Source organism: Enterococcus sp. M-BR2, assembly GCF_056612775.1.
In genome coordinates this window covers 2,178,416-2,194,621 of the sequence record NZ_CM152743.1, presented here as the reverse complement: position 1 = coordinate 2,194,621, position 16,206 = coordinate 2,178,416, and the positions used below count along the sequence as shown (strand labels likewise).

Annotated in this window: 14 protein-coding genes and 1 pseudogene; 3 read left to right on the top strand and 12 right to left on the bottom strand. The window is 38.6% G+C overall.

Annotation, left to right across the window (positions count from 1 at the left end; all coding sequences use genetic code 11):
* Positions 1 to 11 precede the first annotated feature (11 nt).
* A pseudogene (locus tag AC1F25_RS10690) lies at positions 12 to 323 on the bottom strand (PTS sugar transporter subunit IIA).
* A 174-nt stretch (positions 324 to 497) separates the two neighbouring features.
* On the opposite strand from AC1F25_RS10690, the gene AC1F25_RS10685 reads away from it, so the two are divergent.
* The gene (locus tag AC1F25_RS10685) at positions 498 to 1,283 is read left to right on the top strand and encodes a DeoR/GlpR family DNA-binding transcription regulator (protein ID WP_479994096.1); all 786 of its coding nucleotides are present in this window, start codon (positions 498 to 500) and stop codon (positions 1,281 to 1,283) included.
* A gap of 147 nt (positions 1,284 to 1,430) precedes the next feature.
* Here the strand turns inward: AC1F25_RS10685 and AC1F25_RS10680 are convergent, their stop codons facing one another.
* The 3 genes from AC1F25_RS10680 to AC1F25_RS10670 all read right to left on the bottom strand — a co-directional run bounded on the left by AC1F25_RS10680 (position 1,431) and on the right by AC1F25_RS10670 (position 3,341).
* Positions 1,431 to 2,330, bottom strand: a complete 900-nt coding sequence (locus AC1F25_RS10680; RefSeq protein WP_151668764.1) for a metallophosphoesterase — start codon at positions 2,328 to 2,330, stop codon at positions 1,431 to 1,433.
* Between the two features lie 9 nt (positions 2,331 to 2,339).
* On the bottom strand, positions 2,340 to 2,696 hold the full coding sequence (locus AC1F25_RS10675) for an iron-sulfur cluster biosynthesis family protein (protein WP_002287910.1): 357 nt from the start codon (positions 2,694 to 2,696) through the stop codon (positions 2,340 to 2,342).
* Positions 2,697 to 2,759: 63 nt separating this feature from the next.
* Positions 2,760 to 3,341 (bottom strand): GNAT family N-acetyltransferase, encoded by a 582-nt coding sequence (locus AC1F25_RS10670; RefSeq protein WP_002312367.1) that lies wholly within the window; start codon positions 3,339 to 3,341, stop codon positions 2,760 to 2,762.
* Between the two features lie 229 nt (positions 3,342 to 3,570).
* Between AC1F25_RS10670 and AC1F25_RS10665 the strand changes: the two genes are divergently transcribed.
* Positions 3,571 to 3,867 carry a hypothetical protein gene (locus AC1F25_RS10665; RefSeq protein WP_002290488.1) on the top strand — a complete coding sequence of 99 codons (297 nt, stop codon included), beginning with the start codon at positions 3,571 to 3,573 and terminating at the stop codon, positions 3,865 to 3,867.
* A 139-nt stretch (positions 3,868 to 4,006) separates the two neighbouring features.
* On the opposite strand, the gene AC1F25_RS10660 is transcribed toward AC1F25_RS10665, so the two are convergent.
* The 4 genes from AC1F25_RS10660 to AC1F25_RS10645 are packed head-to-tail and all read right to left on the bottom strand — an operon-like array spanning position 4,007 to position 7,637.
* Positions 4,007 to 4,960, bottom strand: coding sequence for a siderophore ABC transporter substrate-binding protein (locus AC1F25_RS10660; protein WP_151668763.1), 954 nt, complete (start codon positions 4,958 to 4,960; stop codon positions 4,007 to 4,009).
* Between the two features lie 22 nt (positions 4,961 to 4,982).
* Positions 4,983 to 5,738, bottom strand: coding sequence for an iron ABC transporter ATP-binding protein (locus tag AC1F25_RS10655; protein WP_002312363.1), 756 nt, complete (start codon positions 5,736 to 5,738; stop codon positions 4,983 to 4,985).
* Positions 5,735 to 6,694 carry an iron chelate uptake ABC transporter family permease subunit gene (locus AC1F25_RS10650; protein WP_151668762.1) on the bottom strand — a complete coding sequence of 320 codons (960 nt, stop codon included), beginning with the start codon at positions 6,692 to 6,694 and terminating at the stop codon, positions 5,735 to 5,737. The genes AC1F25_RS10655 and AC1F25_RS10650 overlap by 4 nt, the downstream gene beginning before the upstream one ends.
* Entirely contained in the window at positions 6,687 to 7,637 is a 951-nt protein-coding gene (locus tag AC1F25_RS10645; RefSeq protein ID WP_002309823.1) for an ABC transporter permease, read from the bottom strand. The genes AC1F25_RS10650 and AC1F25_RS10645 overlap by 8 nt, the downstream gene beginning before the upstream one ends.
* Before the next feature lie 149 nt (positions 7,638 to 7,786).
* Here AC1F25_RS10645 and AC1F25_RS10640 point away from each other — a divergent pair, with 149 nt between their 5' ends.
* Positions 7,787 to 8,239 (top strand): YueI family protein, encoded by a 453-nt coding sequence (locus tag AC1F25_RS10640; RefSeq protein WP_002316567.1) that lies wholly within the window; start codon positions 7,787 to 7,789, stop codon positions 8,237 to 8,239.
* Between the two features lie 87 nt (positions 8,240 to 8,326).
* Here AC1F25_RS10640 and gshAB read toward each other — a convergent pair whose 3' ends face one another.
* The 4 genes from gshAB to smc form a co-directional block, all read right to left on the bottom strand.
* Positions 8,327 to 10,594 carry a bifunctional glutamate--cysteine ligase GshA/glutathione synthetase GshB gene (gshAB, locus tag AC1F25_RS10635; protein WP_002329753.1) on the bottom strand — a complete coding sequence of 756 codons (2,268 nt, stop codon included), beginning with the start codon at positions 10,592 to 10,594 and terminating at the stop codon, positions 8,327 to 8,329.
* Between the two features lie 186 nt (positions 10,595 to 10,780).
* On the bottom strand, positions 10,781 to 11,779 hold the full coding sequence (ftsY, locus tag AC1F25_RS10630) for a signal recognition particle-docking protein FtsY (protein ID WP_479994095.1): 999 nt from the start codon (positions 11,777 to 11,779) through the stop codon (positions 10,781 to 10,783).
* 11 nt (positions 11,780 to 11,790) lie between these two features.
* The gene (locus AC1F25_RS10625; RefSeq protein ID WP_002313942.1) at positions 11,791 to 12,600 is read right to left on the bottom strand and encodes a Cof-type HAD-IIB family hydrolase; all 810 of its coding nucleotides are present in this window, start codon (positions 12,598 to 12,600) and stop codon (positions 11,791 to 11,793) included.
* A gap of 8 nt (positions 12,601 to 12,608) precedes the next feature.
* Positions 12,609 to 16,190: a chromosome segregation protein SMC gene (gene smc, locus AC1F25_RS10620; protein ID WP_479994094.1), complete on the bottom strand. Its 3,582-nt coding sequence runs from the start codon at positions 16,188 to 16,190 to the stop codon at positions 12,609 to 12,611.
* Positions 16,191 to 16,206: the final 16 nt, after the last annotated feature.

Below are 16,206 nucleotides of genomic sequence, written 5' to 3'. Positions count from 1 at the left end.
CTTCTGCCCCCTTACGCTTTTTTGTAGATATTGAATAAATGTCTGATCGTATCTTTCAACAACATCGTCGTCATCAAGTGATCTTGTGCATGGACCATGATAAAACCGATTTCGACTGATTCACCGTTTGCTTCAGCTGCTAACATTTGTGTTTGAGATTTATGTGCCTGCATCAAACTGGTATGAGCTTCTTCTACTAGCCGCTCTGCTTGCTCAAAATTTTTCTTTTCCGCTTATTCAAGCGCTTCCATTAATTTGGATCGTGCTTCTCCTGCAAATGCAACTACTTCAAATCCAATCATTGCTGCTTCTTCTTTATTCATCGACTTCTCCTTTTTGTTTATTTTTGTTTGTTTTTGTTTCTTCCAAACATATCATAAAAGAAGAATCCATTCCTGTCAATAGCAGATTTACTGTTTAAAATTGACTTTATTTTCAAAATATAATATGTTTAATTCGGACATAAAAGAAGGACTTGAACGAGGGGCAAGAAAAAAATGATAAAAGAAGAACGTCAAAAGTATTTGATGGATTTATTGAGCCAATATAAATTCTTAAAAGTAAGAGACATCGTCAATGAACTTAAAATAACTGACATGACTGTTCGCAGAGACTTTCAAGAATTAGAAGATAAAGGACTGATCATTCGTGTACATGGCGGTGCAAGAATTATTGAAGACAATAAGAACGATATACTTACTGAGCTAAGCCATCGAGAAAAACAACATATCCATCTCAATGAAAAATTGGAGAGTGCAAAGATCATTGCTGAGAATATATTCGAAGACGAGACTGTTTTTTTGGGTGCAGGTACAACCATCGAACTGGTCTATGAGTTTTTAACCGTGAACCATGCCAAGATTATCACGAATTCCATACATGTATTCGACAAATTCAAACATGATTCAAGATTTGAATTGATTTTGATTGGCGGTTCTTATCGGAGTAAAACTGGTGCATTTGTGGGGACGATTGCAAATGATTTTATTTCAGGAATCCATGTGATGAAAAGCTTTATCGGAGTAAATGGATTAGATACATCTGCTATCTATACTTCAAATGAAGACGAAGGATTAACTCAAAAATGTGCGTTGAATATTGCTGAACAGAGATTTATTGTTGCTGATCACCACAAAATAAATAAAAAAGATTTTTACAGTTTTTATTCTTTAAAAGACGCTGACTACCTAATCACTGACTCAATGATTACTGCGGAAGATCAAGAAATATTTGAAAAGAAGATCCCTATATTATCTTCTAAGGGACGACTTGATTTATCTTGAATAGAATGAATTTTCCGCTATTGCTTTCTCTCATGATGCCATAGATATAGAAAGACAAAAAAACTTGGTACAACATTCGTGTACCAAGTTTTTTTGTTTTTCTAGAATGGTTTATCGATCAATCATACACAGGTGTAACTGTTTCTTTCAATACGAAATGATTGTCATCGCTTGTTCAAATTCTTCTTGCAAATGTTGTGTTTGATAGGCATGAAAAGCTGGGCGATGGGCACGCAAGAGTACACGTAATTTCATAGGATCATAGCTGTCTAACAACTGTTCTTTCAAAACAAAATCACGAGTCAGTTGCCATTCATAATAATAACCGAATGGTCGACAACTATAAATTGCTCCATGGATCAACTGATCTTCGAACCGCCGATGCGTATGACCAAAAACTACTTGTTTGATATTTGAGTAATGGTCTAGTAATTTTCCGAATGATTCTGATCCTAAAAACGCATTTAATTTGTTCCAACGCTCATAAGGAGCAGATTGATACACGATAAATGCTCGTTTAGGAACGAAATGAGTGGATAGAATGACCTCAAGTTTTTTTGCTTCCAACTGGTCTAGCAAATTTTTTGCAGCTGCAAGCATTTCTGCATTGACCTCGAGATCTGTTTTCCCACGCTGGATGAATCGATCATACCAATACAAACGTTTCATTCGTACGATTGCATCGTAATCTTTCAATTCAGAAAACTGATAGTCGTACCAGCCATTCATCCCTAAAAGAACGGTCTGCTCATTTAAAGCAATATACCGTTCATTTAAAAAATGTGGGTCTGGAAAATGGTCCATCATCTGTTCATTGGGCACATCTGCCAACTCGTGATTGCCGAAATGAAAGGTCGTAGATAATCCTTTATTGACGAAAAATTCGACAACAGCTAGGCAACGATCTACTTTATTGGCCGTATCTCCGGCTAGATGAAGCCGAGTGATCTTGTGCTTTTGCAAAACTTGCCAAAGCTGCCTCAGCTCTGATTCGCCGAATTTATTGATGTCCACATGTAAGTCGCTGATGATTGCCAATTTTCCCATTTTATCCCTCTAGTCTTTTCGAACAACTTGCAAGTTGCCTTTTCTCAAGCCGCTGGGTCCTTTTAATTGTAAACTATTATAAGTTGGTTCTAAAGCAAGTGTTGATGGATCATCCATGTAAAGTATTGCACTGTCTTTGATTTTGATTGGTCCAACTGGTGTATCAGCCACTACAGAATAAAGACTTAGATCTGTTTGTGTATCTTTTTTGACAATGATCAATCGAAATGCCGTGTCTAATTGGCAACTGACTTGGCTTTCTGCAAATGGACCGTCGCCGTTTTCGATATCTAATAACAGTTGATCATCTGCTTCTAATTTATTTTTCAATACTTCTTGTGCTTCTTTTGTCACTTCTAATTTCATCTGTATCACCTCACGTCATAGAATAATCACTTTATTCATCAGATGCAACTAATTTGTCTGGTTTTAGCTGTTTTCTGTTTGTTGGAGAGCCAACCATTCGGATCTTGTGATTCCTCTTATCACTAAAGAAACCACTTCACCATTTCTTCGCTCAGCATCTGAGATCAATCCTTCTTTTTTCATATGTAACTTCTCCATTACCCGTCCCGAATTGGAATTTCTCACGTCATGGGTAGCAAAGATCCTTACAAGATCTAATTGTTCGAAACCTAGTTTCAGCAAAGCAGCGGTAGCTTCAGGCATATAGCCATTACCCCAATAGGCAGAATTTAGCGCATAACCAATTTCGGCAGTCCCATTATGGTCATTCACACGGATATCTGTCGTTCCGATCAGTTTACCTGATTTTTTTAGTTCTATACCATATTTTCCTAAAGGGTCCTTTATAAAGGATGTAGCAATATTTGCTCTTGTTTCAGCTAATGATTGGTTTGCGGGAAAGAGGAACCGTGTCGTTACCTCATCACTTGCATATTCATATACATCCTCTGTATCTGCTAAAGTGACGGGTCGTAAAATAAGTCGTTCTGTTTCTATCCATTGATTTTCTGCCAGTACAAGGTCTGTTTTAATTTCTTCTCCCATCTAAATCCGCTTCTTTCGTTATTTTTTATCTACTATAGCGAAGCAGGCCCCAAAAAGCAACCTGTTATTTGTCCAACCTTATCCATTCCTTAAATAACAAAATATATTCAAAAAAATAAACATCCCTTAATAACTATTGGAAAAAGAATAACTTTTTGTTCACGGATTATTAACAACTCTTCGGTAAAGTAAACTTATCAAATAAAAAGACTTCTTTGGAGGAATCACTATGAAAGAATATATAAAAAGTATCTATTTTATCGAAGAAACACAAAACATCGAGGGTTCTTATATTGAAGTAAAAACACTTTTTGTCAATGAAGATAAAACAAAAGCATTGGATATCTATAAAAAATTAGCTGCAAAACAAACGAATAGTTTTGGATTGATATTAAGCGAGTATAAGATCAAAGCAGAAGAAAGTTATTTCTATCAATTATTAAAACGTTGGAGTAAGCTTCCCGCCGATTTTTATCGAAAAATGCAGATCATCAACTATCAACCGCTTGCTGAGACACATGCGTGAATAGAGTTTATGAAATCAGCGCTCTGACCTTAGTATTAAAGAAAAAAGATTGCCCAAACACATAAAAATCGACCTCTAAAAATTAGCTGGAAAATCTAACTTTTAGAGGTCGGTTCAATTTTTTCGATTATTATTGATTCTACTTAAATGCTTGATCCACATCTTCAATCATCAGTTTCATTGATTCTAAACCGCCCCCGCTTAAATACCAGACATCTGGTTCAAGGGAGATGATCTGCTGATTTTTACCAGCATTCGTTTGTGCTACCAGTTCATTGGCAGAAATATCATCTTTGCTATCGTCTCCACCGATAGCTTTTGTTCGGTCTACCACAAATAAGATATCCGGATTTTTTTCTAGCACATATTCATAAGAAACACTTTGACCGTGAGTGGATGCTTCGATTTGATCATCTGCTTGTTCAAAGCCAAATAAATCATGGATGAAACCAAATCTAGAACCTGATCCATAGGCTGATAATTGCCCTTCATTCACAAGTGTGACTAGTGCTTTTTTGTCAGACGCTTCTGCTTTCTTTTTCGTCTGATCGATTGCATTGGATAATTCCTCTAATTGAGTTTTGGCTTCTTCTTGCTTGCCAAAGATCTCCCCTAAAGTAGTGACATTTTGCTGGAAAGATTCCCATGGCTTTTTCGCATCTAAAGAAAGGAAAATGGTCGGAGCGATTTGACTTAGATCTTTTTTAAAATCTCTTTGCCGACCAGAAATGATGATCAGATCTGGCTGAAGTTGATTGATTTTTTCTAAGTCTGGTTCTTTGATCCCACCTGCTGATTCCACTTTTTTATAGGAGGAAAGATACTCAGGAAGGCTGCTCGTAGCTGCTCCAACTACCTTATCTCCAACACCAAGAGCATCCATCGTATCTAAAGAACCATTATCGAATACGACGACTTTTTCAGGATTCTTTGGCACCTCGATTTGATCACCATTACTGTCTTTTATCGTTAATGCCGTTTCAGCTTGCGTACTGCTTTTCTTTGTGTCTGCCTGACTGGTATTGTTACTATTTCCACATGCTGCTAAACCAAATGATGCTAGAATCAAGATACCTACTACTAATTTTTTCATCTCTTCTCTCCTAATGTTAGTTTTAGAAATAAAGACAGAATCTGCGGCCTTCAATCTCACAAATCCGTATGTCCATTTCGTACAATTCATCCAATACATCTTTTTTTATCATTTCTTGGGTCGTTCCTTGCGTGAATAACTTCCCATCTTTCATTGCAATAATTTCGTCTGCATAACTTGCAGCAAAGTTGATATCATGAAGAACAATAACAATCGTTTTTCCGATTTTTTGTACTAAATTTTTTAAAATCTGCATGATTTGAACCGCAAAATTCATATCTAGATTGTTCAAAGGTTCATCCAGTAAAATATAATCCGTGTCTTGCGCTAGCACCATTGCAATATACGCACGTTGGAGTTGACCTCCTGAAAGAGTGTCAATCGATTGATCTGCTATTTCTTCTAGCCCGAGGTGTTCCAGTGATTCCTGAACGATTTTCTGATCTTTTGTCGTCAATTTTCCTTTCGTATAAGGAAATCGTCCAAATTCTACTAATTCTTTCACGGTGATTTGGACATTTATTTCATTCGATTGTCGCAGGATCGACAATTTTTTGGCTAATTCATTGGATTTCCAAGCCTTTACTTCGTTATGGTCTAAATAGATTTCACCTGTATCTTTTGGTATCAAACGACTGATCATCGACAACACTGTTGACTTTCCAGCACCATTTGGACCGATAAAAGCAGTCAACTTCTTTTCAGGAATCGTTAACTGTACATCTTTGACCACTGATTTTCCATGGTACAGTTTATTGACCTTTTGTAAATCGATCATAGGATACTCTTCCTTTCGCGAATCAATTTTGTGACAAAATAAATTCCTCCGACAAATTCAACAACGACACTCACTGTTGTATTCCAGCCGAAAATCTGCTCTACTGCGAGCTGTCCGCCTGTCAGAAACAGCATAGCTATTAGAAAGCTTCCGATAAATAGCAGACCATGACGATAAGTAGAAAATATACGGTAACTGACATTTGCGACAATAAACCCTAAAAAAGTAACTGGACCTACAAGAGCCGTTGCTGTTCCTGTCAAAAGACTGACACAACATAAAATAAAAAATTCAAATCGATCTGTGTCTATCCCAAGGTTTACAGCTTGTTCATTCCCAAGATGGAAAACGTCTAGCACATGTCGATATCGAAATAACAGGAACCAGCAGCCGATAATGATCAAAGAAGCAGGCAAAAGATACTGGCTTTGGATATTGCCAAAACTTGCAAATAATCTCCCTTGAAGCAAATCATATTCATTTGGATCCATGATGACTTGTAAAAAGGTACTGACACTACCAAAAAGCGTGCCTAAAATCATCCCTGACATCAGTAACAAAAAAAGATTTGCTTTCATTTTTTTCAAAAGAAAGAAAAATAACAACAGACTCAACCCGACCATCAGCCCAACGTTCAATAAGAAAAAACCTGTACCTGTCTGCTGAAGCATCGTCACTCCTCCGATAAAGAAGAAAAGGACCGTTTGGACAAGGACGTATAACGACTCAAGTCCCAATACGGAAGGAGTCAAAAACTGGTTATGCGTAATTGTCTGAAAGCTGATCGTAGCACTGCTGACAGCTAGCGAGACAAGGATAAATGCAAAAATTTTCTTGCTCCTCAATACCCACGCAAAATGCCAGTTTCCATATGTATAGATCATCAAGTACACTCCTGTAACAAATAGAACAAGAACAAGCATACCAATAAAAATAGACGGCTTTTTTTTAAGCATATCGTCGCCCCCTTATCAGAAGACAAAGGAAGATAGCCCCACCGATGATTCCAACGATCACACTGACTGGTATTTCATAAGGAAAAATCAACACACGAGCGACAAGATCGCAAAATACTAAGAACAAACTACCTGCTAAAGCAGTTACGCCAATGGTTTTGTGCACTTGATCTCCATATATTCTAGAGACAAGATTCGGAATAATCACTCCGATAAAAGGAATGCTTCCCACCATGATCAACATGACTGCACTAGCCAATGAAACCAAGCCAATGCCTAAAAACTGCATCTTCTGGTAATCTATTCCCAAATTTACTGCAAACGATTCGCCCAGACCAATAATCGTAAATTGGTAAGCAAATAGCCAAACCAAGAGCAGCAATGGAACAACAGCATACAGTAACTCATAATTTCCTCGTATCACAGTCGCAAAATTCCCTTGAAGCCACGAAGTCATATTTTGTACCAACTGGAATTGATAAGCAAAAAAAGTAGCAACTGAACCAATGATATTCCCTAACATGACCCCAATCAACGGAAGCATCAATTGATTTTTCTGGGGGAACAATCGCGTAAGGGATAAAAAAAGCAATGTTCCTGCAAAAGCAAAGCAAAATGCAGTCAAGGATCGGACGATCAAGGATGCACCAGGTAGGAAAATCATGGCCACTAAAATACCTAAACGCGCACTATCCATCGTGCCCGCAGTCGTTGGTGAAACAAATTTATTTTGGGTCAAATGTTGCATAATCAACCCACAAATACTACTAGTCGCTCCCACAAGGATCAAACAAATCGTTCGCGGCAAACGAGTCGCTAGCAAAATTTGTAAACTTTGCCCATTTAACTGGAGCAATTCTGACAATTGTACATTTGATACTCCAATGAACAATGAAATACTACTTAAAATAACTAATAATGCTACTAGTCGTCCGTAGCGCATCCAATCCACCTTTCTAATTGAGAATGATTTTCATTCTTATTTTAAGTGAATCGTTGAACAAAAGCAACCGCTTTTTCATATGTTTTAGGTATTATTGGGAATATGCTATAATCGTAAGAAAGACAAAGAGAAGAAGGAGGGTATTTTTTATGGCACAAGATGATGTAAAAAGCCATTTGGATAAGGGACTTTATGGTACACCTTTAGTGAACCCTGAAGAACAGCATAAATATTTAGGGACATTCAGGGAACGTTGCTATCTTAGTATGACTGTTGCTGAAATGATCCACCCGAAAAACAAAGAAAACTTTTTAAAAGAACTCAAAAAACATCCAGATGCTTCCATACTCTTGAATGGGGCTCTACCCCTTTCTGTCCAAAACCAATATATCCAGCTAGCAACGAAAAACAATAGCCGATTTACTGTAGTCAACGATTACGTCACTGCAAATCCTGAGGAATTCGGATTGCTCTTAACAGCAAAAGAAGCAGTAAATGAACCTGTGATCGATATCGAAAAAAAATACCCAGAAGAAAACTCTTCGCCATCTGAAAAAGAAAAACCAAAAAAGAAAAAAAGCTTCTGGGATCGTTTATTTTAAAACGAAAAAACACATAAATTTTTACATGCAAAAAAGCTTTTGAACAGATTGACATCAAATAGGACAATCTGTCAAAAGCTTTTTCGTTTAAAATATTTCAGGATATAACAATTTCAATACATTCATCGTCAATCTTCTGCCTTTTCCTGCAAAAGGATAAACATGCATATGCATCGCTGGATTGAAATTTGCTTCGATGATCCCGTATGCTTTTTTATCGGTTGTAGGATCGATTTCTTTATCTGGTATGATCAAATCAATACCACTGATTTTAGCTCCTAGTGCTTCTACCGCAGAAACGGCGATTTTTTTGTAAGCTTCAGAAAATTCATCAGTCATATCGATCGAATCACCGCCCGTACTGATATTTGAGTTCTCCCTTAGATAAACAATTTGATTGGCTTGGGGAACTGATTCGATCGTTAACCCTTGTTCTTTCAACATCAATTGTTCTAATTCGCCTAATTGGATCAATTCCAACGGTGCACGATGATTCGTTCCACGCAAAGGGTCACTATTTTTTTCTTCAACAAGTTCTTTCACTGTTCGGATACCGTCACCAATAACATTAGCAGGGACTCGCAACATGATGGCTTGGACTTCTCCACCGATTACAAAGAAACGATATTCCGTTCCCGGCATAAATTCTTCTACTAAAACCGAGCTGTCTTCACGAAAAGCAATCGCCAATCCTGCTTGATAATCCTCCAGATCAGCCCCTTCCTTGAAAATCGTGATACCTAATCCGTAATTTGTGGACTTAGGTTTGATCACAAATGCCTGATCGGCAAATCTTGGATAAGCTTTTACGGCTTCTTCCATGGATGAAAATTCTGCGCCTCCTGGTACTCGGAACCCAGCTTCTTTTAAAACTTTTTTCGTTACTGTTTTGTTTTCCATGATAAGTGGAACGATATAGCTGTCCTTACTTGTCATGTTTGCATTTTTCACATATTCTACATGGTCTTGGAATTGCAGACGCAAAAATTGATCCGACTCATCTAATACTTTGACTTGGACGCCTTTTTGGATGGCATCGAACATAAATATCTGAGTAGAAAGTTCCATTTCGCGAAAACCGGCCAACTGATAGGGACGTTCATGACTTTCTTTATAATATTGATGCCCCAATGCCACAGCAACTTCTTGCTGACTCGATAGCTGTGCTTCTTGATAGAGTTTTGCTGCTAACGTTTGTTCGGGATGATCCATTTGAGTCAATGCTTCCTCCACTAAATAAAGAGAATCCAACCAATCCAATTCAGCTAGCATTTGCTTCATCCCTTCAAGAATTTCTCTACCTTCTTGATGAAATTCAGTCTGATGTGATGGTTGTTCTAGTGCTACTTTGTTATTTCGAGTCGTACCTTCTGCCACCCATTGGTCACTGTCTTCTTTTTCTTCTGTCCATAGCATATACATCAGGAATAATTGTAAGAAACGAACTTGTTCTGGATTGATTCCCAGCCTTGCATAAGGATTCAGATCGATATTCCGCAATTCAATATAACGAACGCCTGTTGTTGCTAAATCTGCGACTTTCTTTCCACCTCGGAAACGAAGCGGTGTATAAAATTCTTTCTCCTCTGAAAGTTTCCCTTCTTCGATCATTCGCTCAATATCTGCTAAATACTGTTTCATAGAAGCATAGGAAACTTTCACATTTGGATGATTCGTATACCCCAGCGCACTGTTGCGAATACTGCGAACAGGTTCTTGCGGATGTGATTCATTTATAAAATAGTTCTTCTCACTCATCGGTGAAGCACCGAATAAATAAGTGATCATCCAGCGATAGCGCATAAAGTTTCTCGCTGTTTTCAAATAAAGTTCTGTTTTGAATTCAGAAAAATCTTGAAATTCTTCCTGATGGCTGAACAATGTTCTTAGCAACTCATCGCCAAATTCAAAATTGAAATGGATACCGCTCACCATTTGTTTTCGCTTCCCGTATTCTTTTGCTAAGTAACGTCGATATAAAACATCTTCGAAATTTTTTAATTTTGCAATAATGATTTCTTCGTCTTTTTCCGGTAAGGCAGGTGGCATACTTAATGGCCAGATCATCTCTTCTTTCGGTATAGAACGAGCAGTCACATCATAAACAGCAGCCAGATACTGAAATAATTCGGGAATAGAATCGGTAACAGGGGTGATCATTTCTGTTTGTGTTTCGCTAAAATCTGTTTGGATATAGGGGTGATAGGATCGATCGCCAAAGATTGCTGGATGATCGGTTTTTGCTAGATTTCCTGCAAGATCAACCCGCTGTCCTTCCCGTTCTATACCAAATCGAGCTTGGTCGATAAAAGGGCGCGCATTGACATGCAATAATAATTGCTTAAAATTCATCATTAAGTGACCTCCAATTCATATGAATCTAATTATAATCAAAAAGTCTAAGAAAAAGAACGAAATTGTTTGAGAACCGCTTACAAATAAGTATAAAAATGAAGGCATCAAAAACACAGCTATGTTAAAAACAATCATTCAAACAAGGAGCTGCAACTTTTGTTACAGCTCCTGCTTTTTAGACATGGGTTATTCTTCTTTTAGTAATCCTTTGAATAATCCAACGACAAAATCGTTTGGATCAAACGGCTCCAAGTCATCGATGCCTTCACCCAACCCGACCAATTTCACTGGTAAATGCAGTTCATTACGGATAGCAAGTACGATACCGCCCTTTGCTGTACCATCTAATTTTGTCAAAACAAGACCGGTCACATCTGTTGTTTCTTTGAATTGTTTTGCTTGAACCATCGCGTTTTGACCAGTTGTTGCATCTAATACAAGTAGTGTTTCTTGGGGTGCTTCTGGTAATTCCCGCTGGATTACTCGTTTTATTTTTTCTAATTCGTTCATCAAGTTCACTTTATTTTGCAGTCGGCCTGCAGTATCAACTAATAAAACATCTGCCTGCTCTGTCTTTGCTCTTTCCAAAGCATCGAATACGACAGCTGCTGGATCGCCGCCTGCATTGCCACGAACAACTTCAACACCAGCGCGTTCGCCCCAGACAACTAATTGGTCGATTGCTCCAGCACGGAAGGTATCTGCTGCTGCCATCAATACTTTTTTACCTTCGTTTTTGAACTGATGAGCAAGTTTACCAATACTTGTTGTTTTCCCTACACCATTGACGCCGACAAACAAAATAACTGTTAGTCCGTCTTCTTGGATATTTAGTTCATTTACTTCATTGATTCCTTCCGCTTCATAGAGATCCACAAGTTTCTCGATGATCGCATTTTGAACTTCTGCCGATTTTTTCGCATTTCTGAGTTTCACTTCTTGACGTAACGCTTCGGTGATTCGTATCGCTGTTTCAAAACCTACATCTGCCCCGATAAGTGTTTCTTCTAATTCTTCAAAAAAGTCTTCATCGACTGTTCGAAAATTGGCAAACAGCTCATTCATCCGTTCACCAAATGTTTTACGCGTATTTTCTAAACCCTTGTCATACTTCTCCTGTACTTCAACTTCTTCCGTTTTCTCTTCGCCAGTAAAAGCACGCTTGATTTTATCAAAAAATCCCATTTGACTCCCCCCTAATCTAATACAAATTTTTGGATCACTTTGGCTACGCCATTTTCTTCATTGCTGACTGTCACAAAATCTGCTGCTTCTTTGACGAAAGGCACAGCATTCTCCATCGCTACGCCTAGACCAGCGTATTGGATCATCGGTAAATCATTTTCTTCATCACCGATTGCCATGATTTCTTCTTGTTTCAAACCAAGATCTTTTGCCAATAAAGAAATACCATAAGCTTTTGTGACACCTTTTGGCATAAATTCCAAAAGCATACTTCTCGTTTTGATGATCTCATACATTTCATGGAATTCTACTGGTATTTCTTTGATTTTAGGATCTAATTCTTCTTGGTCATAAGCGATTACTGCCTTATTAAGCACAAATTCATCTGTAATATCGCTTATATCCGCTGGTTGGAATTGCAGCAGCTTATTCAACACATTGTACAAGGATTGCTTTCTTGGGGCACTAGGCAGCTGTAAAACCACATTGTCAGACAAAACATCTAGTGGCAGATCCAATTGCTGAGCCAATTTGTATAAGCGTTGGATATCTGATACTTCCATCACTTTCTTTTCCATGATTTCACCAGTATCGTTTTTTTGTACTAAACCGCCGTTGAAAGTGATGCTGTAATCACCCTCATCTACCAGCCCTAATTCTTGCAGATAATGCGCCATCGCCGCTAAGGGGCGTCCTGTACATAGAACGATCTTGACCCCTTGCTGTTTTGCTTGTGCTAATGCTTGTTTATTCTCATCTGAAATCAGCTTTTGTTCATTTAATAATGTACCATCCAAATCGATTGCTACTAATTTGATCATTTTCGTTCCTACACTTTCGTTTCGTTGATTTTCGCCTCTTCATTGATATCTTCCATCCGTACAGAAACGATTTTTGATACACCGGATTCTTGCATCGTCACTCCGTACAGTACATCTGCTGCGACCATCGTTCCTTTGCGGTGTGTGACTACGATAAATTGTGTGTCATCTTGGAAGTCGCTTAAGTAACGACCAAAACGTTTTACATTTGCTTCATCTAACGCTGCTTCTACCTCATCTAAGATACAAAACGGAACAGGACAGACACGGATAATAGAAAAGAGCAGCGCAATGGCTGTAAGTGCTCGTTCTCCTCCGGAAAGCAAACTTAAACTTTGCAGTTTCTTGCCAGGAGGTTGTACTTCAATCTCAATACCTGTTTTCAGCAGATCAGTTGGTTCTGTCAGTACTAATTCAGCTTTACCGCCGCCAAACATATTGGGAAAGACAATTTTGAATTCTTGACGGATAGCTTCAAATACTTCTTTGAATCTTGTCCGCACTTCATCATCCATCTCATCCATCGTTTCAAACAACTGGTTTTTCGCTGCTAACAGATCATCTCGCTGTGTCGCTAAGAAGGTATGTCTTTCACTGACTTGTTCGTATTGTTCGATTGAATTTAAGTTTACTGGCCCCAGTTTTTCAATTTGTTCTTTTAAGGAGGCAACCTTTATTCTGCTGTCTTCAATATTGGTTGTTTCTTGATAGTCGTGGGAAGCTTTCTCAAATGTCAGCTGATATTCTGACTGCAGATAGGTCAAATGATTATCTAAAATCATTTCAGCTCGGTCTTTTTGGACTTCTAATTTGGATTGTTCCGACAGTCGTGCTTTTTGCTCACGATTACGCTCTGCCAAGACTGCTTCAAGCTCATCGATCTCCCTTTGCCTTCTATCTCGCTGCTCTTTGGCTTTTGCCAACTCGGCTTTTAATGTTTCTCGCTGAGCAGATAATTCGTTAATTTGTTTTTCCAAACTTTCTTCTGTGACTTCATGATCAGAAAAGTCTGCTGTCAATGTCGCCAACTGTTTTTCTATCGCTTCTTGGCGTTCGATTGCCTCTGCTTTTTGGACTCGGGCACCGCGGAGCTGGATCTGCAGATGATTAAACTGCTCTTTCAAGACAGCAAGATCTGCTTGTTCTTGTGCTTTTTGACTTTGCACTTGTGCTCTTCTGGCTTCCATCTGGTCACTTTCTTGACTTAAAGATTTGATTTCTTCGTCGATTTGTTGACGTTGCGTTTCAAGATCTGTTTGTTTGTCTTTCAACTCGTTCGTTTGTTTTTCGTAATCTTCGATAAACTGCTGTAGCTCACGTGTCTCAAAAGTTGAGATTTGCTTTTCTTTTTCAAAACGTTCAAGTTCGTTTATGATGTTTTGCAGCTGATTTGTCGCTTCTTGTTCTTCAAAACGTAATTGTTCGCCTCGTGTACGCAAAACTTCTTGTTCTTCGGCTAAACGAGCTGTTTCTTGTTGCAGCTCCTGAACTTTCTTTTCTTGCACTTGAAGTTGTTTATCTGCTTCTTCGAATTCACTAGTCAACTGTTTCAATTCTTGGTTTTGTACAAACAAACTGCCTTGGTTTCCTCGTTTGTTCGCTCCACCTGTCATGGATCCTCCGGCATTCATCACGTCACCTTCTAAGGAAACCACTCGGTATTGATAGCGGATCGTTTGTGCGATCGCATTGGCACTAGTTAAGTCTTTTGCTAAAAGGATCGTTCCTAACAGGTTTTGAACCACTGTTTGGATTTGATCAGGATAAGCAACTTGTTCACTGGCAATCCCTATAAACCCTTCTATAGCTGCCGCTTGTGTCAATATATGAGCTGGTAACTGTCTTGGTTTGATTGTCGTCAGCGGAAGGAATGTTGCTCTTCCTCCTCTTTGCTGTTTCAAATACGTGATGGCTTGCCGAGCATCTTTTTCATTTTCAACGATAACATGTTGAGCTGCTCCACCTAAAGCTGTTTCGATGGCTAACGTGAAATCTGCAGGGACGTCGATCAGTTCAGCTACTGCTCCGACAATACCGGAAAGCTGCTGTTTATGCTGCAAGACCAATCGAACGCCTTGGTAAAAACCAAAATAGTTTTCTTGGATCTCTTGAAGGCTTTTCTGACGAGCACGCAGCTGCTGGACTTGATTCATCAATTGATACATTTTAGGCTGTTCTTTTGCTAATGCTTCTTGGAACTTTTTCCCGTTTCGTTGGATCATTTCTAACTTCTCTTTTGTTTCAGTTAAAGATGATTTTAGCTGCGCCTGCTTTTGTATCAATTCTTCTTTCTGTAAGATCAATCGGTCTACTGATGCTTCTACTTCCGATTGCTTGGCTAACGTCTGCTTGCTTTTTGCTGTTTCTTGTACATATTGACGTTCCAGATACTTCAGTTCGTTTCCTACAGCTGCTTGTTCTTGCATTAAATCAACATATTGATCTCTTAATTCTGCCAATAATTCTTTCGTTGATTTTTGGTATTTTTCTAATTCTTGCTGTGTTTTTATGAGATTTGCTTCAGCTTTTTGGATCTCTGTTTCTTTTTCTGCTGCTTCTTTCATCAAGCTTTCTTGAAGCTTTTCAAAATGTTTAACCTTTTTTTGTGCTTCTGCTAATGAAGTTTGATATTCTTGCGAGCTTTTTTGTGTATGCTTTGTCCGCTCCTGCAAAACATCTTTTTGTCCTTCTGTCTGCTTCAGTTTTTCCGAAAGATCTAATAATACTTGCTGATTTTTTTCGATCAGACGGTCGGCTTGCGCATTTTCTTTACGCTGCTTCGCCAAAATGGATTCTTGTTCTTGGATCGACTCAGATAGTTTACCTAATTCTAGATTGAATTCCGCAAGCTGTGCTTGTTTGTTGTCCCAATCTTTTTTTGCTGTCTTGATTTCAGCAACCATCAAAGAAACATCGGTTTGAGTCAGTGTTTCTTTTAGCTGTAAAAACTCCTTTGCTGCCTCACTCTGGGCGGCCAAAGGAGTTAACTGTTCTTCCAATTCATGGATGATGTCTTGGACGCGGCTGAGGTTGTCTTCTGTTTCAAAAAGCTTTTGTTCTGCTTTCTTTTTCCGCTGCTTGTATTTCAACACACCAGCTGCTTCTTCAAAGATCCCACGACGGTCTTCCGGTTTACTACTGAAAATCGCTTCTACTTTTCCTTGAGAAATGATTGAGAATGATTCTTTTCCTAATCCAGAATCTAAGAACAATTCTTGGATATCTTTTAATCTGCAGCTTTGTTTATTGATGAAAAACTCGCTTTCCCCAGTCCGTCGATAACGGCGGGTTACACTGATCTCATTGTACTCCAATGGCAGATAATGATCACTATTGTCTAAAATCACTGTGACTTCTGCAATATTCAGCTGCTTTCGGGTATCGGAACCGGCAAAGATGATATCCGGCATTTTTCCGCCTCGCAAACTTTTAGCAGATTGTTCTCCTAATACCCAGCGGATAGCTTCTGTAATATTGCTTTTTCCGCTGCCATTTGGTCCAACCACTGCTGTGACGCTGTTTTCAAAATCAATGACTGTCTTGTCTGCAAATGATTTAAAACCGGCTATTTCAATTCGTTTCAAATACAAAGCTTTCCCTCACTTA

Coding starts and splice junctions, on each gene's coding strand:
- AC1F25_RS10685 (WP_479994096.1), top strand. CDS start 498: ATGATAAAAGAAGAACGTCAAAAGTATTTGATGGATTTATTGAGCCAA.
- AC1F25_RS10680 (WP_151668764.1), bottom strand. CDS start 2,330: ATGGGAAAATTGGCAATCATCAGCGACTTACATGTGGACATCAATAAA.
- AC1F25_RS10675 (WP_002287910.1), bottom strand. CDS start 2,696: ATGAAATTAGAAGTGACAAAAGAAGCACAAGAAGTATTGAAAAATAAA.
- AC1F25_RS10670 (WP_002312367.1), bottom strand. CDS start 3,341: ATGGGAGAAGAAATTAAAACAGACCTTGTACTGGCAGAAAATCAATGG.
- AC1F25_RS10665 (WP_002290488.1), top strand. CDS start 3,571: ATGAAAGAATATATAAAAAGTATCTATTTTATCGAAGAAACACAAAAC.
- AC1F25_RS10660 (WP_151668763.1), bottom strand. CDS start 4,960: ATGAAAAAATTAGTAGTAGGTATCTTGATTCTAGCATCATTTGGTTTA.
- AC1F25_RS10655 (WP_002312363.1), bottom strand. CDS start 5,738: ATGATCGATTTACAAAAGGTCAATAAACTGTACCATGGAAAATCAGTG.
- AC1F25_RS10650 (WP_151668762.1), bottom strand. CDS start 6,694: ATGCTTAAAAAAAAGCCGTCTATTTTTATTGGTATGCTTGTTCTTGTT.
- AC1F25_RS10645 (WP_002309823.1), bottom strand. CDS start 7,637: ATGCGCTACGGACGACTAGTAGCATTATTAGTTATTTTAAGTAGTATT.
- AC1F25_RS10640 (WP_002316567.1), top strand. CDS start 7,787: ATGGCACAAGATGATGTAAAAAGCCATTTGGATAAGGGACTTTATGGT.
- gshAB (WP_002329753.1), bottom strand. CDS start 10,594: ATGATGAATTTTAAGCAATTATTATTGCATGTCAATGCGCGCCCTTTT.
- ftsY (WP_479994095.1), bottom strand. CDS start 11,779: ATGGGATTTTTTGATAAAATCAAGCGTGCTTTTACTGGCGAAGAGAAA.
- AC1F25_RS10625 (WP_002313942.1), bottom strand. CDS start 12,600: ATGATCAAATTAGTAGCAATCGATTTGGATGGTACATTATTAAATGAA.